At 69.5% G+C, this 19,498-nt stretch carries 21 protein-coding genes; 13 read left to right on the top strand and 8 right to left on the bottom strand.

Annotated features, from left to right (window positions below; translation table 11 throughout):
• Positions 1 to 17: 17 nt before the first annotated feature.
• The 8 genes from mltG (at position 18) to ACSQ4M_RS22880 (ending at position 6,042) form a co-directional block, all read left to right on the top strand.
• A complete protein-coding gene (mltG, locus tag ACSQ4M_RS22915; RefSeq protein ID WP_436191712.1) occupies positions 18 to 986 on the top strand; it encodes an endolytic transglycosylase MltG in 969 nt (322 codons plus the stop codon).
• 5 nt (positions 987 to 991) lie between these two features.
• Positions 992 to 1,672 (top strand): dTMP kinase, encoded by a 681-nt coding sequence (gene tmk, locus ACSQ4M_RS22910; RefSeq protein WP_436191711.1) that lies wholly within the window; start codon positions 992 to 994, stop codon positions 1,670 to 1,672.
• The gene (locus ACSQ4M_RS22905; protein WP_436191710.1) at positions 1,669 to 2,676 is read left to right on the top strand and encodes a DNA polymerase III subunit delta'; all 1,008 of its coding nucleotides are present in this window, start codon (positions 1,669 to 1,671) and stop codon (positions 2,674 to 2,676) included. The genes tmk and ACSQ4M_RS22905 overlap by 4 nt, the downstream gene beginning before the upstream one ends.
• Positions 2,673 to 3,032 (top strand): PilZ domain-containing protein, encoded by a 360-nt coding sequence (locus tag ACSQ4M_RS22900; RefSeq protein WP_056660337.1) that lies wholly within the window; start codon positions 2,673 to 2,675, stop codon positions 3,030 to 3,032. The genes ACSQ4M_RS22905 and ACSQ4M_RS22900 overlap by 4 nt, the downstream gene beginning before the upstream one ends.
• A 38-nt stretch (positions 3,033 to 3,070) precedes the next feature.
• Entirely contained in the window at positions 3,071 to 3,865 is a 795-nt protein-coding gene (locus ACSQ4M_RS22895) for a TatD family hydrolase (RefSeq protein ID WP_436191709.1), read from the top strand.
• A gap of 2 nt (positions 3,866 to 3,867) precedes the next feature.
• The gene (locus ACSQ4M_RS22890; protein WP_436194057.1) at positions 3,868 to 4,527 is read left to right on the top strand and encodes an ankyrin repeat domain-containing protein; all 660 of its coding nucleotides are present in this window, start codon (positions 3,868 to 3,870) and stop codon (positions 4,525 to 4,527) included.
• A 94-nt stretch (positions 4,528 to 4,621) separates the two neighbouring features.
• On the top strand, positions 4,622 to 4,825 hold the full coding sequence (locus ACSQ4M_RS22885; protein WP_436191708.1) for a hypothetical protein: 204 nt from the start codon (positions 4,622 to 4,624) through the stop codon (positions 4,823 to 4,825).
• Positions 4,826 to 5,082: 257 nt separating this feature from the next.
• Positions 5,083 to 6,042: a LysR family transcriptional regulator gene (locus ACSQ4M_RS22880; RefSeq protein WP_436191707.1), complete on the top strand. Its 960-nt coding sequence runs from the start codon at positions 5,083 to 5,085 to the stop codon at positions 6,040 to 6,042.
• A gap of 49 nt (positions 6,043 to 6,091) precedes the next feature.
• On the opposite strand, the gene ACSQ4M_RS22875 is transcribed toward ACSQ4M_RS22880, so the two are convergent.
• Positions 6,092 to 7,090: an aldo/keto reductase gene (locus ACSQ4M_RS22875; protein ID WP_436191706.1), complete on the bottom strand. Its 999-nt coding sequence runs from the start codon at positions 7,088 to 7,090 to the stop codon at positions 6,092 to 6,094.
• A gap of 153 nt (positions 7,091 to 7,243) precedes the next feature.
• Between ACSQ4M_RS22875 and ACSQ4M_RS22870 the strand changes: the two genes are divergently transcribed.
• Positions 7,244 to 8,242 carry a LysR substrate-binding domain-containing protein gene (locus ACSQ4M_RS22870; RefSeq protein WP_436191705.1) on the top strand — a complete coding sequence of 333 codons (999 nt, stop codon included), beginning with the start codon at positions 7,244 to 7,246 and terminating at the stop codon, positions 8,240 to 8,242.
• Here the strand turns inward: ACSQ4M_RS22870 and ACSQ4M_RS22865 are convergent.
• A complete protein-coding gene (locus ACSQ4M_RS22865) occupies positions 8,218 to 9,045 on the bottom strand; it encodes an SDR family oxidoreductase (protein WP_436191704.1) in 828 nt (275 codons plus the stop codon). The genes ACSQ4M_RS22870 and ACSQ4M_RS22865 overlap by 25 nt on opposite strands.
• 297 nt (positions 9,046 to 9,342) lie before the next feature.
• Here ACSQ4M_RS22865 and ACSQ4M_RS22860 point away from each other — a divergent pair, with 297 nt between their 5' ends.
• The 3 genes from ACSQ4M_RS22860 to ACSQ4M_RS22850 are packed head-to-tail and all read left to right on the top strand — an operon-like array spanning position 9,343 to position 12,606.
• On the top strand, positions 9,343 to 9,813 hold the full coding sequence (locus ACSQ4M_RS22860; protein ID WP_436191703.1) for a (2Fe-2S)-binding protein: 471 nt from the start codon (positions 9,343 to 9,345) through the stop codon (positions 9,811 to 9,813).
• 10 nt (positions 9,814 to 9,823) lie between these two features.
• Positions 9,824 to 12,004 carry a molybdopterin cofactor-binding domain-containing protein gene (locus ACSQ4M_RS22855; protein ID WP_436191702.1) on the top strand — a complete coding sequence of 727 codons (2,181 nt, stop codon included), beginning with the start codon at positions 9,824 to 9,826 and terminating at the stop codon, positions 12,002 to 12,004.
• 8 nt (positions 12,005 to 12,012) lie between these two features.
• Positions 12,013 to 12,606, top strand: a complete 594-nt coding sequence (locus ACSQ4M_RS22850) for a flavodoxin (protein ID WP_436191701.1) — start codon at positions 12,013 to 12,015, stop codon at positions 12,604 to 12,606.
• Between the two features lie 69 nt (positions 12,607 to 12,675).
• Here ACSQ4M_RS22850 and ACSQ4M_RS22845 read toward each other — a convergent pair whose 3' ends face one another.
• Genes ACSQ4M_RS22845 through ACSQ4M_RS22835 form a run of 3 tightly spaced genes read right to left on the bottom strand, consistent with a single transcriptional unit; the run spans position 12,676 to position 16,249 of the window.
• Positions 12,676 to 14,886 (bottom strand): molybdopterin cofactor-binding domain-containing protein, encoded by a 2,211-nt coding sequence (locus ACSQ4M_RS22845; protein ID WP_436194056.1) that lies wholly within the window; start codon positions 14,884 to 14,886, stop codon positions 12,676 to 12,678.
• A gap of 37 nt (positions 14,887 to 14,923) precedes the next feature.
• Positions 14,924 to 15,397 (bottom strand): (2Fe-2S)-binding protein, encoded by a 474-nt coding sequence (locus ACSQ4M_RS22840; RefSeq protein ID WP_436191700.1) that lies wholly within the window; start codon positions 15,395 to 15,397, stop codon positions 14,924 to 14,926.
• A gap of 12 nt (positions 15,398 to 15,409) precedes the next feature.
• Complete coding sequence (locus ACSQ4M_RS22835) at positions 15,410 to 16,249, bottom strand: SDR family oxidoreductase (protein WP_436191699.1); 840 nt, start codon at positions 16,247 to 16,249, stop codon at positions 15,410 to 15,412.
• A gap of 103 nt (positions 16,250 to 16,352) precedes the next feature.
• Here ACSQ4M_RS22835 and ACSQ4M_RS22830 point away from each other — a divergent pair, with 103 nt between their 5' ends.
• Positions 16,353 to 17,357, top strand: coding sequence for a LysR family transcriptional regulator (locus ACSQ4M_RS22830; protein ID WP_436191698.1), 1,005 nt, complete (start codon positions 16,353 to 16,355; stop codon positions 17,355 to 17,357).
• Here the strand turns inward: ACSQ4M_RS22830 and ACSQ4M_RS22825 are convergent.
• The 3 genes from ACSQ4M_RS22825 to ACSQ4M_RS22815 are packed head-to-tail and all read right to left on the bottom strand — an operon-like array spanning position 17,340 to position 19,422.
• On the bottom strand, positions 17,340 to 18,137 hold the full coding sequence (locus tag ACSQ4M_RS22825) for an SDR family oxidoreductase (protein WP_436191697.1): 798 nt from the start codon (positions 18,135 to 18,137) through the stop codon (positions 17,340 to 17,342). The two genes, ACSQ4M_RS22830 and ACSQ4M_RS22825, sit on opposite strands and share 18 nt — an antisense overlap.
• A 57-nt stretch (positions 18,138 to 18,194) precedes the next feature.
• Entirely contained in the window at positions 18,195 to 18,911 is a 717-nt protein-coding gene (locus tag ACSQ4M_RS22820) for a dihydrofolate reductase family protein (RefSeq protein WP_436194055.1), read from the bottom strand.
• Positions 18,912 to 18,948: 37 nt separating this feature from the next.
• The gene (locus ACSQ4M_RS22815; RefSeq protein ID WP_436191696.1) at positions 18,949 to 19,422 is read right to left on the bottom strand and encodes a (R)-mandelonitrile lyase; all 474 of its coding nucleotides are present in this window, start codon (positions 19,420 to 19,422) and stop codon (positions 18,949 to 18,951) included.
• Positions 19,423 to 19,498 lie beyond the last annotated feature (76 nt).

Below are 19,498 nucleotides of genomic sequence, written 5' to 3'. Positions count from 1 at the left end.
CTGTGCGTCGTGCGCTGATGGTGTTGTTGGTGGTGGCCTGCGCGGCGGCGGCGGGGGCTTGGTGGTGGCTGGACCAGCCCCTGCGGCTGGCCCGCGCGCCGGTGGAATTGAACATCGCACCCGGCAGCAGCGCGCGCGCCATTGCTGGCGCTGCCACCGAGGCCGGTGTGCAGGCACCGGAGTGGGCCTTGTTCGGCTGGTTCCGGCTGTCGGGCCAGTCACGCCTGATCAAGGCCGGCAGCTATGAATTCGCACCCGGCACGACACCGCGCACGCTGCTGGACAAGCTGGTGCGCGGCGAACAAGCCCTGCGCGCGGTCACTTTCGTGGAAGGCTGGACCTTCCGCCAGATGCGCCAGGCCCTCGCGAAGGCCGACCGCATCCAACCCGACAGCCGCGCGCTCGACGATGCGGCGCTGATGGCCGCGCTGGGCCGGCCCGGCATCGCGCCCGAAGGCCGCTTCTTTCCCGACACCTACAGCTACGCCAAGGACAGCAGCGACCTGGCCGTGCTGCGCCAGGCCCTGCAGGCCATGGACAAACAGCTGGACGCGGCCTGGTCCCAGCGCCTGCCCGGCGTCGTGCTCAAGACACCTGAGCAGGCCCTGGTGCTGGCCAGCATCGTCGAGAAGGAGACCGGCCATGGGGAGGACCGGGCCGACATCTCCGCCGTCTTCCACAACCGGCTGCGCATCGGCATGCTGCTGCAGACCGACCCGACCGTGATCTACGGCATGGGCGAGCGCTTCGACGGCAACCTGCGCCGCAGCGACCTGCGCACCGACACGCCCTTCAACACCTATACGCGGCCTGGCCTGCCGCCCACGCCGATCGCGATGCCCGGAGCGCGTGCACTGCTGGCGGCCGTGCAGCCTTCCGATTCCAAGGCCTTGTACTTCGTGGCGCGCGGCGATGGCACCAGCCATTTCAGCCAATCGCTGGACGAGCACAACCGCGCCGTCAACCGTTACATACGCGGGCGTTGAGCCACATGCAGCCACCACGCGGACTTTTCATCAGCTTCGAAGGCATCGACGGCGCCGGCAAGTCCAGCCACATCGCGGCGCTTGCCGACGCCTTCCGTGCCCAGGGGCGCACCGTCACGCAGACGCGCGAACCGGGTGGCACGCCCGTGGCCGAGCGGCTGCGCGAGCTTGTGTTGCACGAGGACATGGATGCGCTGACCGAAGCCCTGCTCGTGTTCGCCGGCCGGCGCGACCACCTGCGGCGCGTGATCGAGCCGGCGCTGGCGCGCGGCGAGGTGGTGCTGTGCGACCGCTTCACCGACGCCACCTTCGCCTACCAGGGGGCAGGCCGCGGCTTCGACAGCGGCGTGCTGGCCGCGCTGGAGCGGTGGGTCCAGTCCAGTGACGGCCTGCTGGCCGGGCAAGTGCGCCAGCCCGACATGACGCTGTGGTTCGAACTGGCGCCCGAAGTCGCGGCGCAGCGGCTGGCTGCGGCGCGCGCACCCGACCGCTTCGAGGCTGAGTCCGCTGCCTTCTTCGCCCGCGTGCACGCGGGCTATGCAGAGCGGGCCGAGGCAGCGCCCGCGCGCTTCGTGCGCATCGCGGCCGATGCCACGCGGCATGCGGTCTGGCAGCAGATCACGGCCGCCATGGTGCGGCGCGGCTGGCTGGCCATCATGGTTGCCGCGCAGGCGGGGCCGCGATGAGCCTCGCACCCTGGTTGCAGCGCCAGCGCACCAGCCTGCTCGCGCAGCGTGGCCATGCCTGGCTGCTCCACGGCCCCTCGGGCCTGGGCCAGTACGAATTGGCTTTGGAACTGGCGCGGGCCTGGCTGTGCGAGCGCGTCGACCGGCCGCAGGGGCAGGGCGCCTGCGGCGCCTGCGCCAGCTGCCACGCCATCGATGTGCGCGCCCATGCCGACCTCTGTGTGCTGTTGCCCGAGGTGGAGATGCTCGCGCTCGGCTGGCCGCTGGACGAGAAGGCCCAGGCCGAGGTCGACGACAAGAAGCGCAAGGCCAGCCGCGAGATCCGGGTCGAAGCCATGCGCGCTGCCGTCGAGTTCGGGCAACGCACCAGTGCACGGGGACGCGGCAAGGCGGTCCTGGTGTTTCCGGCCGAGCGCATGAACATGATCAGCGCGAACGCCTTGCTCAAGACACTGGAGGAGCCGCCAGGCGATGTGCGTTTCGTGTTGGCGACAGGGGCGGCGCACCTGCTGCTGCCCACCATCCGCAGCCGCTGCATGGGCCACCAGATGGCCTGGCCCACGCCGCAGGAGGCCCAGGAATGGCTGCAGGCGCAAGAAGGTGTGGCGGCGGCCGATGTTCCGGTGCTGCTGGCGGCCGCAGGTGGCCGCCCCGAAGAGGCCTTGCGCATGCACGAGGCCGGCCGCAGCGCGCGCGCCTGGAGCGCTTTGCCGCAGGCACTGGCGCGCGGCGACATGGGTGCGGTCAGTGGCCTGGCACCCGTCGAGCTCATCGATGCCATGCAAAAGCTCTGCCACGACCTGTTGCGCGTGGGGCAGGGCGCAGCACCGCGCTTCTTCGCGGGCGCCGACCTGCCGCCGCCGGCCCGGCTGGACACCTTGCTGCAATGGTCGCGCAAGCTGCAGGACAGCGCCCGGATCGCCGAGCATCCCTTGAACGCCGGCCTGATGTTGGAATCGCTCGTTGCGCTGGCGAAAAGCGCCCTAAACTCGCGCCCACCATGAGCAGTCCCGCCCCGGCACCGCGCCCCAGCGTCATCCAGTTGGCGATCAAGGAAAAAGCCGCCCTGTACGCGGCCTACATCCCCCTGTTCGCCGAAGGCGGCATGTTCATCCCGACCTCGCGCGAGTACCAGCTTGGTGACGACGTCTATGTGCTGCTGTCCCTGCCGGAAGACCCACAGCGCTACCCGATCGCCGGGCGCGTGGCCTGGGTCACGCCATCGCGTGCGTCGGGCAATCGGACGCAGGGCGTGGGCATCCAGTTCCCCCGGGACGAGAAGTCGCGCCAGCTCAAGGAAAAGATCGAAGACCTGCTGAGCGGACACCTGATGTCCGACCGGCCCACCCAAACCGTTTGATTTCGCACGCCGGCCCGCGCGCCGGCGCCGGCCCGCGCATGTACACCGATTCGCATTGCCACCTGAGCGACCCCGAGCTGCTGGCCCGGTTGCCGCAGATTCTTGACGCCATGGCCGCCGCGCAGGTCGACCGCGCGATGTGCATCTGCACCACGCTGGAAGAGTTCACCACCGTGCACGGGATCGCCATGGCGCACCCGCAGATCTGGGCGACCGTGGGCGTGCACCCTGACCAGGAAGATGTGCAGGAGCCCGGCCTGGACGACCTGCTGACCCGCGGCCGCCTGCCGCGTGTGCTGGCGATCGGCGAGACCGGCCTGGACTACTACCGCCTGGGTGATCGCAGCGTGGCCGATGTCGAGTGGCAGCGCGAGCGCTTTCGCACCCACATCCGGGCTGCGCGGCAGCTCGGCAAGCCGCTGGTCATCCACACCCGATCGGCCTCGGACGACACACTGGCGATCCTGCGGGAGCAGGGCGAAGATGGCTCGGCCGGAGCCGCCGGTGGTGTGTTCCACTGCTTCACCGAAACTGAGACGGTGGCCCGTGCAGCACTGGACCTGGGTTTTTACATCTCCCTGTCCGGCATCCTCACCTTCAAGAACGCACAGGATCTGCGTGACATCGCCGGCTTCGTCCCGTTGGACCGCCTGCTGATCGAAACCGACAGCCCCTATCTGGCCCCCGTGCCGTACCGGGGCAAGACCAACCAGCCTGCGTGGGTGCCGCATGTCGCGGCCCAGATCGCCGCGGTGCGCGGCCTGGCCGTCGAGGCGATCGCCGCGCAGACCAGCGCCAATTTCGACGCACTTTTCCGGCCCGAGGCGGCATGACGATGAAGATGCTACGGCGCCATTGCCTGGCTGTTCTCCTGTGGGGCGTCGCAGGCGTGGCGACAGCGGGTTCGTACGATGACTTCTTCGCCGCCATTGCCGCCGACGATGCAACGACTGTCACCAATCTGCTGCGGCGCGGCTTCGACCCCAACACGCGTGACCCGAACGGCCAGCATGGCCTGTACCTCGCCATCCGTGCGCGGTCGTCCCGCGTCACGCAGGCCTTGATCGATTGGCCGAAGACCGAGGTCGAATCACTGAACAAGGCCGACGAAAGCCCCCTGATGGCGGCGGCGCTGGATGGCCAGCTGGAACTCTGCAAGAAGCTGATCGCCCGTGGCGCGGCGGTCAACAAGACGGGATGGGCACCGCTGCATTACGCCGCGACCAGCGGGCATCTGGAAGTGATGCGGCTCTTGCTGGAGGAACATGCCTTCATCGATGCGGAGTCGCCGAACAGGACCACCCCCTTGATGATGGCCGCGCGCTACGGCAGCCACGAGGCGGTCAGGCTGCTGCTGCAGGAAGGTGCGGAGCCACTGCTCAAGAACGAGCAAGGCATGACGGCCATCGATTTTGCGAATTCCGTCAACCGGGCTGACGTGGCCAAGCTCATCGGAGATGCCGTGCGGCAACGCCAGCCCAGAGGAAAGTGGTGAAATTGCTGACGGGCAGCTGACATGTTGTACGTTTTCAGACCATTTGTTAGCTTAAGGCCTATAGTCGCGTCCGCTTGCATCGTTTCGGAAGGCAATGAACACTCCTGAGCACCATTTGACGGCGGTCTACCTGCTCGCAGCAAGCATTGTTGTGCCGCTGTTGATTGTGAGCGTTTGGCGCTATTTATCGAGGCGACAGTACCGGAAGGCTCAGGAGGCCATGCGCCGGGGCAACCAGTTGCACCGCAAGTGGCTGGAAGGCAGCAAGGCCGATCACGAGCAGGCCAGTGAAGGCTGACGGCGCTGCCCAGCGCCGTTGCCGTCGCGCAGCGAATGCTTGGATGTTAATTTATACGATGTATATTATGTAAATAAAAGGACGATGCAGCATCGACCGCTCCGTGCCCACCTGCCCAACTTGCGGTACCAGGCGACCGTGTACCAATCAACGCCAACTGAAGTCCTTGCCGCACTGGCAAGCGCCGCTTGCTAGTCTGACGCGGCACATTCACGCACCATCGGCGTCCACCGTTGCCACCTGCACACACCAGACCGATGGACCAGATCTCTTCCATGCGCTGCTTCGTTCGCGTTGTCGAATCGGGCAGCTTCACACGCGCAGCCGATCTTTTGTCGCTGCCCAAGGGCACGGTAACCAAGCAGATCCAGCACTTGGAGAGCCGGCTGCGCGTGCAGCTGCTGCACCGCACGACCCGCCGCGTGACCGTCACACCCGACGGCGCGGCCTACTACGAACGCACGCTGCGGCTGCTGGCCGACCTGGACGACATCGAGACCAGCATGACGCAGGCGAACGCCGCTCCAAGCGGCCGGCTGCGCGTGGACGTTGGCGCCTCCATCGCACGCCTGCTCGTGATCCCGGCGCTGCCGCAGTTCTTCGCCCGCAACCCGTCCATCCAGCTCGACCTGGGCGTGGGCGACCGGCCGGTCGACCTGATCGCCGACAACGTGGACTGCGTGGTCCGCGCCGGCAGCCTGACCGAGCAGTCGCTGGTGGCGCGCCGCATCGGCACGCTGTCGGTCGTGACCGTGGCCTCGCCCGGCTATCTGCGGGTGCACGGCATGCCCGCCCATCCGCAGGACCTGGAAGCTGACGGGCACCGCACCATCAATTACTTCTCGTCGCGCACCGGACGCTCGTTTCCGCACGAGTTCGTGCAGGACGGTGAGCATCTGGAGCTGGCCGGCCGTTACCAGCTGGCGGTCAACGAGAGCAACGCACTGACCTCGGCCGCTCTCGCCGGCCTGGGCATCACCCAGGTCGCCAGCTTCCAGGCCGCGCCCTACCTGGACGACGGCTCGCTCGTGCAGGTGCTGCCCGAGTGGTCGCACCCGCAGCTGCCGATCCATCTGGTGTACCCGCCGAACCGCCACCTGAACGCACGCGTGCGCGCCTTCGCCGACTGGGCCATCGCGCTGTTCGGCAGTACACCCGCGCTCCAGGCGCGCGAGCCCCTGCCCGCCCCGCAGGAAGCATCCACCACCCTGCATTGACCAAGCCACGGGACGCTCTACAGACGCGTCAAGGGCGAGCCTTGCCGCTTCAGCGCTCGATCGCTGCGGCCAGACGGTGTGGCAGCGGCGCGCCCTCGACATGCAGGTTTGCGAGCGCGTCGTCCATCGCGCGCAGGTCGTCCGGGTCGAGCACCATGTCCGCCGCCGGCAGGTTGTCATCCAGGTGCTCGGGCTTTTGCACGCCCGGGATCGGCACGATGAACGGCCTCTTCGCCAGCAGCCATGCCAGAGCCAGGCGCGCTGGCGTGCTGCGTCTGCGCGCAGCCAGGTCCTGCAGGAACTCCACCAGCGCGAAGTTCGACTGCAGCGCCTGCGGTGTGAAGCGCGGAAAGGTCGAGCGCAGATCCCAGGGATCGTCGAAGCGCGTGCCACGCGCGATGCGGCCGGTCAGGAAGCCCTGGCCCAGCGGTCCCCAGGGCACGAGGCCGATGCCCAACTCCTCGCAGAGCGGCAGCAGCACCGCCTCCGGTTCGCGCATCCACAGCGAATAGTGCACCTGCAGCGCGGCCACCGGGTGGACCGCATGCGCGCGCCGGATCGTGGCCGCGCCAGCCTCGGACAAACCGAAGTGCAGCACCTTGCCCTGGCGCACCAGATCGGCCACGGTGCCGGCAACCTCTTCGATGGGCACGGCCGGGTCCACACGATGCTGGTACAGCAGGTCGATCCGGTCGGTCCGCAGGCGCTTGAGCGCGGCGTCCACCGTCGCACGGATGCGGCTGGGCCGGCTGTCCACGCCTGAGAACGCGCCGCTGGCTTCGATGCGGTACCCGAACTTGGTGGCGATGCGGACCTGCGCGCGCAGCGGCTGCAGCGCTTCGCCGACCAGCTCTTCATTGGTGTAGGGGCCGTAGACCTCCGCCGTGTCGAACAGGGTCACGCCGCGCTCGGCTGCGTCGCGCAGCAAGGCCACGGCCTGGCGGTAATCGACCGCCGGGCCGAAGCCGAAGCTCAGGCCCATGCAGCCCAGACCGAGCTCAGAGACCTGCAGCCCCGTGTGCGGATCTCCCAGGATGCGTGTTTTCATAGGTTTTGCACCGTCATCGATGACTGTGTGACTTTAGGAAGCTGCGTCGCCCCGCACTAGAGGGCGCGCACTTGCGGCACTGGCAAGCCGGCGTTGACAGTGCGCGTGGGGGAATGGGCGCGATGCCCATAATCTGCGCGCCGAGGACGCCCCATGCCCATCAACGAACTACGCTCCATCTCCACCTTCGTCAAGACCGCCGACCTGGGCAGCCTGCGACAGGCCGCTGCCGCACAGGGCATGACGCCCCAGGCCGCCAGCCAGGCCCTGGCGCAGCTGGAGAAGCACCTGGGCGTGCGCCTGTTCCACCGCACCACGCGCAACATGCAGCTGACGGCCGAGGGTCAGCAGTTCCTGGACGCCGCCCGCCCTTCCCTGGCTGGCCTGGAACGCGCGCTGGCCCAGGCGCGCGACGCCAAGGACGAGATCGCCGGCCCGCTGCGCATCGTCGGCCCGCACTCCACCTTCCGGCCGGTGCTCGCCTCGCTGCTGCAGGAGTTCTGCGAGATCCATCCCGAGGTGCAGGCCGACGTGCAACTCGACGACCGCATCGGCAACTGGGTGGAAGACCGGGCGGACGTGGGCTTTCGCATCGGTCTCTCGCCGGCAGAAGGGGTGATCGCACGCCGGCTGTTCCCGATGCAGCTCATCATCTGCGCGGCACCCCGCTACCTGGAGCGCCATGGCGCGCCCGAGCGCATCGAGCAACTGGCCGAACACCGCTGCAGCGTGTTCCGCTTCCCGTCCACGGGCCGGGTCATGCCCTGGCGGCTGCGCCAGGGCGACAGCAGCATCGAACAGGACGTGCCGCCCTCCTTCTGCGTCAACGAGGAAGAAATGGAAACCGAAGCCGTGCTGGGCGGGCGCGTGCTGGGCCAGCTGACCGCCATCACCGCCGCGGCGCACATCCGCGCCGGCCGGCTGGTTCCGCTGCTCACGCCGCACGTGGCGGACTTCTCCAGCGTGTTCGTCTACTACGGCAGCCGCGTGTCGCAGCCCGCGCGGGTGCGGGCCTTCATCGACCTGGCCATCGACCGCCTGGCCAACAACCACACCTATGTGCTGAGTCAGCAGGAACTCCATACCGCGGAAGAGCGCGGGCGCGCGCTGTTCGTCCGGGGGGCCGCTCAGGCGGGCGCCAGCGCGCCGTAGAAGTACGAGGCGGTGACGCCGCCGTCGATCAGGAAATCGCTGCCGGTGATGAAGCCCCCATCCGCGCCCATCAGCAGCGCGGCCAGATGGGCGATCTCATCGGGCGTGCCGGCACGGCCGGCCGGGCACAGCGCGATCATGCGGCGGTAGCCGGCGCCGCGCGGGCCGGTCAGCTCGTCCTTGGCCAGCGGCGTCATCACGATGCCGGGGCTGATGCAGTTGACACGGGCCCCGCGCGCGCCCCAGCGCACTGCTTCGGCCTTCACGCGCAGCGCGTTGCAGCGCTTGGAGATCTGGTAGGCGTGCAGGGGATCGGTGACCTCGGCGGGTTGCAGCATCGGAAGTGCCAGCAGCGCGTCGGCCGGAGTCAGCGCCAGCAGCCTGTCGTGCTCCGGCGTCAGAGCCGGCAGGCGGTGGCCGGATTGCGAGGCGATCACCACGGCCGAGCCTCCTCGGGCGATGACGTTGCCGAACACCTCCAGCACCACCGCCGTTCCGTAGAGGTCGACCTGCAGGATCGTGGCCGGCGGGGCCTGCGACGGCGACACGCCGGCCGCATGGACCAGTCCCGTGATGCTGCCCAGGCCCTTGGCCGTTTCGACCAGTTGCTCGATCGACGCACGCGAGGCGATGTCCACAGACGCCGTGCTGACCTCGAATCCGGCTTCGCTCAGAACCTTGGCGGCGGACAGCGCATTCTCCTCGCGCAGGTCTGCCAGCAGCACCTGCTTGCCTGCGCCCACACGCCGGGCAATGGCTTGGCCGATGGATCCCGGGCCGATGACAACGACGACTTCCTTCATGTTCGAACTCCTTGGTAGATGTGCCAGAACTGTAGGCACGCCAGGATGCATGGGCTAGTGGTGTACAGCTTGCGACATCGGCAAGCTGCGCTTGTCGGCACATCGACGGCGCCCGCACCGGCAAGCCACGCTTGCCAAAGGAGCAAGCCCCGCTTGCGTATGCAACGGGACCTTCCGCACCTACAGTCGTTCCAAGCAGCACCGCCCGCATGTGGCCGGTCACGGCAGCCCCGCTCCAGTCTGGCCGGGCTGGCGGCCCACCAAATCACACGTCAAATCCATGCACAGGAACCCTTCATGGCCCAACTGAACATCAACGGCAAACCGGTGGCGGTCGATGTCGAGGACGACACCCCCTTGCTGTGGGTGATCCGCGAGCACGTGGGCCTGACCGGCTCCAAGTACGGTTGCGGCATCGCCCAGTGCGGCGCCTGCACCGTGCACCTGGACGGCGCGGCGATGCGGTCGTGCGTCATGCCGGTCAGCGCCGTCACGCCCGAGCAGAAGATCGTCACGATCGAGGGCCTGGGTGCCGACAAGCCCCACCCCTTGCAGCAGGCCTGGGCCGAACTGGACGTGGCGCAGTGCGGCTACTGCCAGTCCGGCATGCTGATGGCCGCCTCGGCACTGCTGGCGCAGAACCCGAATCCCACCGACGAAGAGATCCGCGCACAGATCGGCAACATCTGCCGATGCGGCACCTACGGGCGCGTGCTCGAAGGCATCAAGCTGGCCGCCCGGCGCATGTCGGCCGTGGCCAGCAACTGAAAGGCATGCGATGACTTCTGCCACGCAACAACAAGGCGCACGCCTGTCGCGCCGCGGCTTCCTGGTCACGGCGGGCACCACCGCCGGTGCCTTCACCTTCGGCTTTTCCGTGCTGCCTCGGGCCGTTTCGGCGCAGACGGCAGCGCCGCCCGAGGTCAACGCCTGGGTCGTGGTGCGCCCCGACGACACGGTCACCATCCGCATCGCGCGCACCGAGATGGGCCAGGGCTCGCTGACCGGGCTGGCCCAGCTGGTGGCCGAGGAACTGGAATGCGACTGGGGCCAGGTGCGCTTCGAGCTCGTCAAGCCGGCCATGAACCGCAGTCGCCGGAACGTCTGGCGCGATCTGTCCACGGGCGGCTCGCGCGCGATCCGCGGCTCGCAGGAGTACGTGCGCCAGGGCGGCGCGATGGCGCGCACCATGCTCGTACAGGCGGCCGCTGACGGCTGGGGCGTGCCGGCCGCACAGTGCAGCGTGGCCAAGGGCGTCATCACGCACGCGGCCAGCGGGCGCAAGACCAGCTACGGCGCCGTCGCGGCGGCGGCCGGCAAGCTGACCCCGCCCACGCAGGTCGCATTGAAGGACCCCAAGAATTGGACCATCGCCGGCCAGCCCCTGAAGCGCCTGGACACGGCCGACAAGCTCAACGGCAGCCTGGTGTATGGCCCCGATCTGCAGATGCCCGGCATGCTGGTGGCCGTGCCCAAAGGCTGCCCGGTGCACGGCGGCAAGCTGGTCAGCTTCGACGCAGCGGCCATCGCCGGTCGGCGTGGCGTCAAGCACGTGCTGCGCGTGGACGACGCCACCGTGGCCGTCGTGGCCGACACCTTCTGGCGCGCCAAGACGGCACTCGATGCGCTGCCCATCGTCTGGGACGAAGGCGCGGGTGCCAAGGCGTCCAGCGAGACCATCGCTGCCATGCTGCGCGAGGGCCTGTCCGCCGAGACGCCCTACATCGGCAACCAGGCCGGCGATGCCAAGGCCGTGCTGGCCAAGTCCGCGCGGGTGATCGAGGCCGACTACAGCTACCCCTACCAGAACCATGCGCCCATGGAGATCCTCGCTGCCACCGTGCGCTGGACGCCCGAGCGCTGCGAAATGTGGGGCCCCACCCAGGTGGCCGATGCCGCGCTGGACGAAATGGCCAAGGCCGCCGGCCTGCCCGCCACCGCCTGCGAGGTCCACCCCATGCGCATCGGCGGCAGCTTCGGGCGGCGCCTGTACACCGACTACGTGCGCATCGCCACGCTGATTGCCAAGCAAGTGCCCGGCGCGCCCGTGAAGATGATGTGGACGCGCGAGGAAGACATGGCCCAGGGCCAGTACCACCCGGTCACGCAATGCCGGCTGCGTGCATCGCTCGACAGCGCGGGGAACGTGGAGGCGCTGCACATGCGCATCTCGGGCCAGTCGATCTTCGCGTACCACGCACCGTCCCGCATCACGCCGACAGGCAGCGACGGCATCGTGTTCCAGGGCCTGGTGCCCACCGGGGTGGAGATGCCCATCGGCTACACCTTCCCGAACGTGCTGATCGACCACGCCATGCGCAACCCGCACGTGCGGCCAGGCGCCTGGCGCGGCGTGAACCTGAACCAGAACGCCGTCTACCTGGAGTGCTTCATCGACGAGCTGGCGCATGCGGCGGGCATCGATCCCCTCGCCTTCCGGCGAAAGCTGATGGCCAAACACCCCAAGCACCTGGCGGTGCTGGAAGCTGCGGCCAAGGGCATCGGATGGGACACCAAGCCGCCCGCCGGCGTGCACCGCGGCATTGCGCAGATCGCGGGTTTCGGCAGCTATGTGGCGGCGGCGGCCGAGGTGTCGGTCACCAAGGGACAGCTCAAGATGCACCGCATCGTGGCCGCGACCGACCCCGGCCACGTGGTCAACCCGCAGCAGGTGGAGGCGCAGATCGCAGGCTCCTTCGTCTACGGCCTGTCGGCGGCGCTGTACGGAGAGTGCACGGTCAAGGACGGCCGCATCGAGCAGACGAACTTCGACACCTACAACGTGCTGCGGCTGGACGAGATGCCCAAGGTCGAGGTGATCACCGTGCCGTCGGGCGGGTTCTGGGGCGGCGTGGGCGAGCCCACCATCGCCGTGGCCGCGCCGGCCGTGCTGAACGCCATCTTCGCGGCCACCGGCACGCGCGTGCGGCAGCTGCCGCTCAAGAACACGCAGCTGTGAAGCCTGGCATGGCCCTGCCGCGCCGCCCTGCTCCGCTGAACAGGCGCCAGCTGCTCGCGGCCTCCGCGGCACTGCCACTGGCGGGGTTGGCGGACGCGGCGCGTGCGGCCGACCCCCCTGCGCAGCGCGGCACGCTCGTGGCCTACTTCTCACGCACCGGCAACACGCGCGTACTGGCTGGCCAGATCCGCCGCGCGCAAGACGCCGATCTGTTCGAGATCCTGCCCGTCGACCCCTATCCCGAGGACTACGAGCAGACCGTGGCCCAGGCCACGCGCGAGCGCCAAAGCGGTTACCGGCCGCCGCTGCAGCACAGCGTGGAGGATCCGGGACGCTACGCCACCGTGTTCCTGGGTTTCCCGATCTGGGGCCAGTCGCCGCCGGCCGTCGTCCGCAGCTTCCTGGCCAGCCACGACCTGGCGGGCAAGACACTGGTCCCGTTCATCACCCACGGCGGCTACGGCACAGGGGACAGCCTCTCGGTGCTGCGCGCCCATGCGCCCGGAGCACGCCTGCTGGACACCGGCCTCACGCTGCGTGCCGACCAGGAGCGCGAGACCTTGGGGCGGGTGACACGCTGGTTGCGCGGCATGCCGCCATAGCCAACCGAAATCAGACCCTCAACGTTTGACCGCCAGTGCGCGCCACTGCCCGGCGAATGACGCTGTGCCTCATGCGCTCTCGAACGGCAGCGCCCGCAGCGGCTTGCCGGTCACCCGCGCGATGGCATTGGCAAACGCCGGCGCCAGCGGCGGCAGGCCGGGTTCGCCCATGCCGGTCGGCGGTTCGGCGCTGGGCACGGTGTGCACCGAGATCTCGGGCATGTCGGTGATGCGCGGCACGGGGTAGTCGCCGAAGTTGCGCTGCTCCACCACACCGTCCTTGAGCGTGATCGCCGCACCCGGCAGGCACATGCCCAGGCCCATGACCGCCGCGCCCTGCACCTGGGCTTCCACGCTGCGCGGGTTGACCACCAGGTTGCAGTGCACGCCGGCGGTCACGCGGTGCAGCACCGGCCGGCCGTCCCGTACCGAGGCCTCCACCACGTAGGCCACGACCGAGTCGAACGACTCGTGCACCGCCACGCCCCAGGCGCGCCCTTCGGCCAGCCGGGCCTTGCCGTAGCCGCTGCGGTCCACCGCCAGCTGCAGCGCGGCGCGGTGGCGCGGGTGCCGGTCGCCGAACAGGCGCATGCGGTAGGCCACCGGGTCCTGCTGCGTGGCGCGCGCGATCTCGTCGAGCAGCGTCTCCATCACAAAGGCCGTGTGCGTGGAGCCCACGCTGCGCCACCACAGCACCGGCACGTTCACCTGCGGGTGGTGCACGGTCAGTCGCATGGGCACGCCGTAGGGGTCGCGCATGCCCTCGGCGGCGGTGGCGTCGATGCCGTTCTTGACCTGGAACGCGCCGAACACCGTGCCGGTGGTGATGGACTGGCCGACGATGGTGTGGTCCCAGGCCAGCACCCTGCCCTGGGCGTCGAAGCCGATGTGCGCGCGGTGCAGGTGCAGGGGCCGGTAGTAGGCGCCCTGGATGTCGTCTTGGCGGCTCCACAGCAGGCGCACCGGCGCCGTGATGCCGGCGGCGCGCGCGGCCCTGGCGATGGCGCAGGCCTCGACCACGTAGTCGCTGGTGCCCACGAAGCGCCGGCCGAAGCCGCCGCCGGCCGTCTGCACATGCATCGTGACCTGCTCGGGCTTGAGGCCCAGCGCGCCGGCGGCGGCCGCGGCGTCCAGGCCGGGGCATTGCGTGCCGACCCACAGTTCGGCACGCCCGTCCGACAGGCGCACGGTGCAGTTCAGCGGCTCCATCGGCGCATGCGCGAGGTAGGGGAACACGAACTCGGCCTGCAGCCGATGCGGGGCAGCGACCAGCGGCGCCATGTCGGCGTCGAAGGCACGCGGGCCGCTCTGGCCGGCCAGCGCGCGGTACTGCGCCAGCAGGCGCGTGCTGTCCGCCTTCTCGACGCGGCTGGTGTCCCATTGCAATTGCAGCGCGTCACGCGCCTGCTTGGCCGGCCAGTAGCCGTCGGCCAGCACGGCCACGCCTTCGCCGCCACGGTCGACCGGCACGCGCAGCACGGCGCGCACGCCGGCGATGGCACGCGCGGCGCTGTCGTCCACCGCCGCGAGCCGGGCGCCGAACACGGGCGGATGCGCCACCACGGCGGTCAGCTGGCCGGGCAGCCGCATGTCGATGCCGAAGTCCTGCCGGCCGCTGCTCTTGGCGCGCGCGTCCAGCCGTGTGGTGGGCTGGCCGATGATGCGAAAGTCCCTGGGGTTCTTCAGCGTGACCTGCTCCGGCACCGGCAAGGCCATGGCCGCCTCGGCCAGTTCGCCGTAGCCGGCCCGCCGACCCGCCGGGCCCAGCACCGTGCCGGCCTGCGTACGCAGGCTGGCCACGTCCACCTGCCAGCGCGCGGCGGCGGCAGACAGCAGCATGGCCCGCGTGCGGGCACCCAGCTCGCGGTACTGCGTGAAGCTGTTCTTGATCGAATGCGAGCCGCCGGTCATGTGGATGCCGAACAGCGGGTCGGCGTAGGCCGCATCGCTCGACCCGTTGCGGCTGCGCACCAGGGCCCAGTCGGCGTCCAGCTCTTCGGCCAGCACCATCGGCAGGCCGGTCTGCACGCCCTGGCCGAACTCCAGCCGGTTGATGGTGACCGTGACCTCGCCGGTGGGCGCGATCTGCACGAAAGCCGATGGCTGCTGCGTGGGCTTGAGGCCCGTGGCAGGCTGGGCGCTGGCCAGGTGCGGGAACGCCCCCAGGGCGAAGCCACCCAGACCGCTGGCACCGGCCAGCTTGAGAAAGCTTCGCCGCGGCATCGCGCTGGCGGCCGCGGTGCTCTGGCGTGCCAGCAGGTGTTGCAGTGCGCGCGGCATCTCGCGTTCGTGGAAGTGGGGCAGCACAGTGGTTCCTTCAGGCAATGGCGCGGGCGGCGTCGGCCACCGCGGCGCGGATGCGGGCGTAGGTGCCACAGCGGCAGATGTTGCCGGCCATGGCGCTGTCGATCTCGGCAGATGTCGGCTGCTGGCCCTTGGGCAGGGACTTGAGAAAGGCGGTCGCGCTCATGATCTGGCCGCTCTGGCAGTAGCCGCACTGGGCTACGTCGTGCCGAACCCAGGCCGCGTGAACGGCGGTGCCGACCGCATCGCTGCCATCGGTCATGGCCTCGATGGTCTGGATCGGCTTGCCCTCCGCGGCCGCGATCGGCGTGACGCAGGAGCGAATCGCCTGGCCGTCCAGGTGCACGGTGCAGGCGCCGCACAGGGCGGCGCCGCAGCCGAACTTGGTGCCGGTCATGCCCAGCGTATCGCGCAGCGCCCACAGGATGGGCGTGCCGGGATCGGCATCGAGCTGGTGCGCGCGGCCGTTGATGTGCAGGCTTGCCATGGTGGGCCGTCCTCAGTCCGTGTGGGCAAGGGAGGACGACAGCGCGCGGTGCGCATCGGCCTGGGCCAGCAGCAGGCGCGCCTTGGCCTCGAAGGTCTCCACGGCGTCGGCACCGGCGGCAAAGCGCGCCGGCGGCTCGTCCAGCGCGGCCAGTTGCACCAGAGCACGGGCCAGCTTCGCGGGGTCGCCGCCCTGCTGGCCGTCCATGGCGCTCCAGGCCGCCACCGTGGCGCGCGTGCGCTCGGCGTAGTCGGGCAGGCTTGGCTCGGCGAACGTGGTGGAGCCAGGCGTCAGCAGTTCGGTGCGGAAGAAGCCCGGCTCCACCAGCATGGTGCGCACGCCGAACGGCGCAAGCTCGGGCGCCAGCGATTCCATCCAGCCTTCGATGCCGAACTTGGCGGCGGCGTACGCGGTCAGGAACAGCCCACCCGAGACGCCCGCGGTGGACGAGACCGTCACCACCAGGCCCGCGCGCTGGCGGCGCATGGCGGGCAACACCGCGCGCGTCACGTGCATGGGGCCGAACAGCAGCGTCTCGATCTGCTGGCGCACCTGCCCCGCGCTGAGCTCCTCGAAGAAGCCCGCGTAGAAATTGCCCGCGTTGTTGACCAGCACGTCGATGCGGCCGAAGCGCGCCACGCCGGCCGCCACCGCGGCCTGGGCGTCCTCTGGACGCGTGATGTCCAGCCGCACGGCCAGCAGGCTGTCGTGCGCGCCGACGGCGGCCTGTACCTGGGCGCTGTCGCGGCCCGTGGCCACCACGGCATGGCCTGCGGCCAGGGCCGCCGTGGCGATGTGCAGGCCCAGGCCGCGGCCAGCGCCCGTGATGAGCCACACCTGTCTGTCGTTCATGGGGTTCCTTGCGAAGGGATGTCGATGGCCGGGACTGTAGGAGCGCACACTGAGAAGAAAAATGGCAGAACGCTGAACACCGTATGAAGTTATTCTTCAAGACATGCGCCTGAACCAGCTCGACGGACTGCTCGCCTTCTGGAAGGTCGCTGAACACCGCGGCTTCAGCGCCGCCGCGGCCGCGCTGGAGGTCTCGCCCTCGGCGCTGAGCCAGGCCATCCGCAGCCTGGAGGCGCGGCTCGGCGTGCGGCTGCTGAACCGCACCACGCGCAGCGTGAGCCTGACCGAGGCCGGCGAGGCCTACCTGGCGCGCATCGGCCCGGCGCTCGGCGACGTGATGCAGGCCGGCGAGCAGTTGCACGCGCTGCAGGGCCGGCCCTCGGGCGTGCTGCGCATCAACGCGGCTCGCATCTCGATTGCCATGGTGCTGCAGCCGCTGCTGTCCGGCTTTTTGCAGGCACACCCCGGCGTGCAGATCGAGCTCAGCAACGACGAGGGCTATGTGGACATCGTCGAGAAAGGCCTCGACGCGGGCGTGCGCCTGGGCGAGAGCGTGCAGAAGGACATGGTCGCGGTGCCGCTGGGCGGCCCGGTGGCGGTGGCCGTGGTCGGCTCGCCGGCGTATTTCCAGCGGCACCCGGCGCCGCAGCATCCGTCCGAGCTGGCACAGCACGACTGCGTGCGCTTTCGCTTCTCGGGCAGCGGTGCCATCTACAAATGGGAGTTCGATGTGGACGGGCGCACCGTCGAGCACGAGGTCGGCGGCAGCCTGACGATCAGCGACTCGCTGTTCTCCATCGAGGCTGCGCTCGACGGCGTGGGGCTGGCCTACACCTTCGAGCAGCTCGCGCTACCGCACATCCGCGCGGGGACGCTCCAGCGCGTGCTCGGCAGCTTCTCACCGACGTTCCCGGGCTTCTACCTGTACTACCCGAGCCGGCGGCAGCAGTCGTCCAAGCTCAGGGCCTTCGTGGACTACGCGCTGGGTCGGGCCGGGCAACAGTGGGGGCCAAGTTCATTGCGTACCGCGGACACGCCCGGCGGGGAGGACGCGGGAGTGGCCGCAGGGCAGACGGCGCGGGCGGGAAGTTCAGCGCAAACGGGATGAAGACATGCGGGCCAGGTCGTTGCGCACGCGCTCCGGCTCGCTGCCCAACGGCATGTTCTGCAGGTCCCGAACGGCATCGAGCGCGTCTGCCGGGTCCGCCTGCAAGGCCAGGAACAGGGGATCGAGATCGTGCTGCGCCGCGCCGTGCTCGGCCACCAGTTCCAGGGTCTTGCGCTCCGCCGCGGCCGAGGCCAGGCTTGCGACGAGCACCTGGGCAATCTGGCGGCGCGCGACGACGCCATCGGCCGGGGTGCCGGCGTGGCGCCGGTCTCCCTGCAGGAACACGAGGCGGTTCTGCCCTGCTTCCTGGTAATCGAACCAGCCCGGCCGCACGATGGTGTAGGCCAGGCCGCTGGCACGCACCAACCGCTCGGCGCGGCGTTTCCAGTCGTGGGCTTCGGTGCTGCGGTTGTAGCTGCCGGTGCGGTCGGTCACGCCGATGGCGGTCATCAGCGCGATGCGCACCGTGCGCCCCTTCAGCGCGGCCAGGATGTTGCGCACCGCGCCGTAGTCCACCTGCTCGGACCCAAGCTTGCCCTGGCCCTGTGCGCCGTGGGTGAACACGATGGCGTCCACGCCCTCGACGGCGGATTCAAGGGTTTGGGCATGCGCGACGTCCCCGACCACGCGTTCAGCCTGCGCCGGCAGATCCGCGGCCCTGGCCACGTCACGCGTCAGTGCGCGGACTGCATAGCCGGCTTGCAGGGCCAGCGCCACCACATGGCTGCCGATGCTGCCGGTGGCCCCGACAACCAGGATCTTCGAGATGGGACCGGACAATTTCTGCTCCGTAGGGACGTGGTGTGTGGATGGTGGCGCCGTGACCCGTCGGCCTGCCTAAGCCGGCTCGGCCGGGCGCACGCGGTAACGCAGGTGCACGGTCCCCGCCGCGAGCGGCTGCGCGGCGATCAGCTCCAGCTGCAGTTGCGGGCCAACACTGCCCTCGCCCGCTTCGAAGATGGTGGGCGCGCCGCTCGTGCCGTCGATCGCCGGCGCCACCAACAGGCTGATCTCGTCGACGACGCCCGCCTTCAGAAAGCTGCCGTTGGTCTTGCCCCCGCCTTCGAGCAGCAGTGTCTTGATGCCCAGACGTTCGCGCAGCGACACCAGCATGGCGGCGATGTCGATCTCGTCGTCCGGCATGACCAGGTAGGAAACACCCGTTGCCATCAGCTCGGCCAGGTGGGTGTCTGCCACCGAAGCGCCCAGCACGACAACGACGTGGCCGTCGTCCGCCGTGGTGCTGTTCCAGTGCAGCCGTCCACGCCGATCCATCGCGATCGCGAACTTGCTGGCTGCCTTGTCGGCGATGTGCCATGGGCGCGGCGGCGCGGCCGCCGGGTCACCCGCCGTGGCCGGTTTGCCAGTCGCGAAGTCTTCCATGGTCGTGGTCCCGCCCAGCCATGCATCTGCACCGAATGCCAAATGCAAGCGCTGGTACTCGTCGTGCAGCGCCGTCTTGAACGCGCTGCCGGCCGGTGCCCAAGGCCCCACCAGCAAGCGCCCATCCAGCGGGGCGACCATGTGGCAGATGACGTGCGGTCGATCACCCATGAGATGTCCTTCCTGCTCGGCAGTGCGTGCAGTTCGCTCAGCGCTGCTCATACTGCGCGTCGCTGACCTTCTCCATCCAGTCGACGGCCTTGCCGTCGAGCGACTCGGCGATGGCGATGTGGGACATGCCGGTGGTGGGCGCGGCACCATGCCAATGCTTGACGCCGGGCGGAATCCACACCGTGTCGCCTGGCCGGATCTCCTGCACGGGACCGCCATCCTGCTGGACCCGGCCGACGCCTGCGGTGACGATGAGCGTCTGCCCCAACGGGTGGGTGTGCCATGCGGTGCGCGCGCCGGGCGAGAACGTCACTGTGCCGCCACCGACGCGTGCAGCGCCTGTACCGCTGAAGCGCGCATCGACGCGCACGGTGCCGGTGAAGTTGCTCTCTGGTCCGGCCGCACTCGGCTGCGAGCCCACACGCGTCACCGTGACCGTCTGGGCGAACGCGTCGGAGGACTCCGCGGCGAGCAGGGACAGCGAAAGCGCGGCGGCGGCGATGGTTTTCATGGGCTTGTTTCCTTGGACGTGGACGCCATGGGCAGCGGGCCGCGCCCTTTCGTTTCACGAGTGGACGCGCGCCACA

It is taken from the genome of Pseudorhodoferax sp. LjRoot39 (assembly GCF_964253035.1).
Lineage (GTDB): Bacteria > Pseudomonadota > Gammaproteobacteria > Burkholderiales > Burkholderiaceae_C > Pseudorhodoferax.
The sequence above is the reverse complement of the archived record's forward strand: the minus strand, read 5'-3'. Positions and strand labels throughout refer to the sequence as shown.

Excerpts from the sequence above, each read along its gene's own strand:
- ACSQ4M_RS22845 (WP_436194056.1), bottom strand. The coding sequence starts at position 14,886 with ATGCCGCGCGCACTGCAACACCTGCTGGCACGCCAGAGCACCGCGGCC.
- ACSQ4M_RS22840 (WP_436191700.1), bottom strand. The coding sequence starts at position 15,397 with ATGGCAAGCCTGCACATCAACGGCCGCGCGCACCAGCTCGATGCCGAT.
- ACSQ4M_RS22890 (WP_436194057.1), top strand. The coding sequence starts at position 3,868 with ATGAAGATGCTACGGCGCCATTGCCTGGCTGTTCTCCTGTGGGGCGTC.
- ACSQ4M_RS22830 (WP_436191698.1), top strand. The coding sequence starts at position 16,353 with ATGCGCCTGAACCAGCTCGACGGACTGCTCGCCTTCTGGAAGGTCGCT.
- ACSQ4M_RS22875 (WP_436191706.1), bottom strand. The coding sequence starts at position 7,090 with ATGAAAACACGCATCCTGGGAGATCCGCACACGGGGCTGCAGGTCTCT.
- ACSQ4M_RS22855 (WP_436191702.1), top strand. The coding sequence starts at position 9,824 with ATGACTTCTGCCACGCAACAACAAGGCGCACGCCTGTCGCGCCGCGGC.
- ACSQ4M_RS22850 (WP_436191701.1), top strand. The coding sequence starts at position 12,013 with ATGGCCCTGCCGCGCCGCCCTGCTCCGCTGAACAGGCGCCAGCTGCTC.
- ACSQ4M_RS22815 (WP_436191696.1), bottom strand. The coding sequence starts at position 19,422 with ATGAAAACCATCGCCGCCGCCGCGCTTTCGCTGTCCCTGCTCGCCGCG.
- ACSQ4M_RS22860 (WP_436191703.1), top strand. The coding sequence starts at position 9,343 with ATGGCCCAACTGAACATCAACGGCAAACCGGTGGCGGTCGATGTCGAG.
- ACSQ4M_RS22820 (WP_436194055.1), bottom strand. The coding sequence starts at position 18,911 with ATGGGTGATCGACCGCACGTCATCTGCCACATGGTCGCCCCGCTGGAT.
- ACSQ4M_RS22870 (WP_436191705.1), top strand. The coding sequence starts at position 7,244 with ATGCCCATCAACGAACTACGCTCCATCTCCACCTTCGTCAAGACCGCC.
- mltG (WP_436191712.1), top strand. The coding sequence starts at position 18 with ATGGTGTTGTTGGTGGTGGCCTGCGCGGCGGCGGCGGGGGCTTGGTGG.
- ACSQ4M_RS22900 (WP_056660337.1), top strand. The coding sequence starts at position 2,673 with ATGAGCAGTCCCGCCCCGGCACCGCGCCCCAGCGTCATCCAGTTGGCG.
- ACSQ4M_RS22880 (WP_436191707.1), top strand. The coding sequence starts at position 5,083 with ATGGACCAGATCTCTTCCATGCGCTGCTTCGTTCGCGTTGTCGAATCG.
- tmk (WP_436191711.1), top strand. The coding sequence starts at position 992 with ATGCAGCCACCACGCGGACTTTTCATCAGCTTCGAAGGCATCGACGGC.
- ACSQ4M_RS22905 (WP_436191710.1), top strand. The coding sequence starts at position 1,669 with ATGAGCCTCGCACCCTGGTTGCAGCGCCAGCGCACCAGCCTGCTCGCG.
- ACSQ4M_RS22895 (WP_436191709.1), top strand. The coding sequence starts at position 3,071 with ATGTACACCGATTCGCATTGCCACCTGAGCGACCCCGAGCTGCTGGCC.
- ACSQ4M_RS22885 (WP_436191708.1), top strand. The coding sequence starts at position 4,622 with ATGAACACTCCTGAGCACCATTTGACGGCGGTCTACCTGCTCGCAGCA.
- ACSQ4M_RS22835 (WP_436191699.1), bottom strand. The coding sequence starts at position 16,249 with ATGAACGACAGACAGGTGTGGCTCATCACGGGCGCTGGCCGCGGCCTG.
- ACSQ4M_RS22865 (WP_436191704.1), bottom strand. The coding sequence starts at position 9,045 with ATGAAGGAAGTCGTCGTTGTCATCGGCCCGGGATCCATCGGCCAAGCC.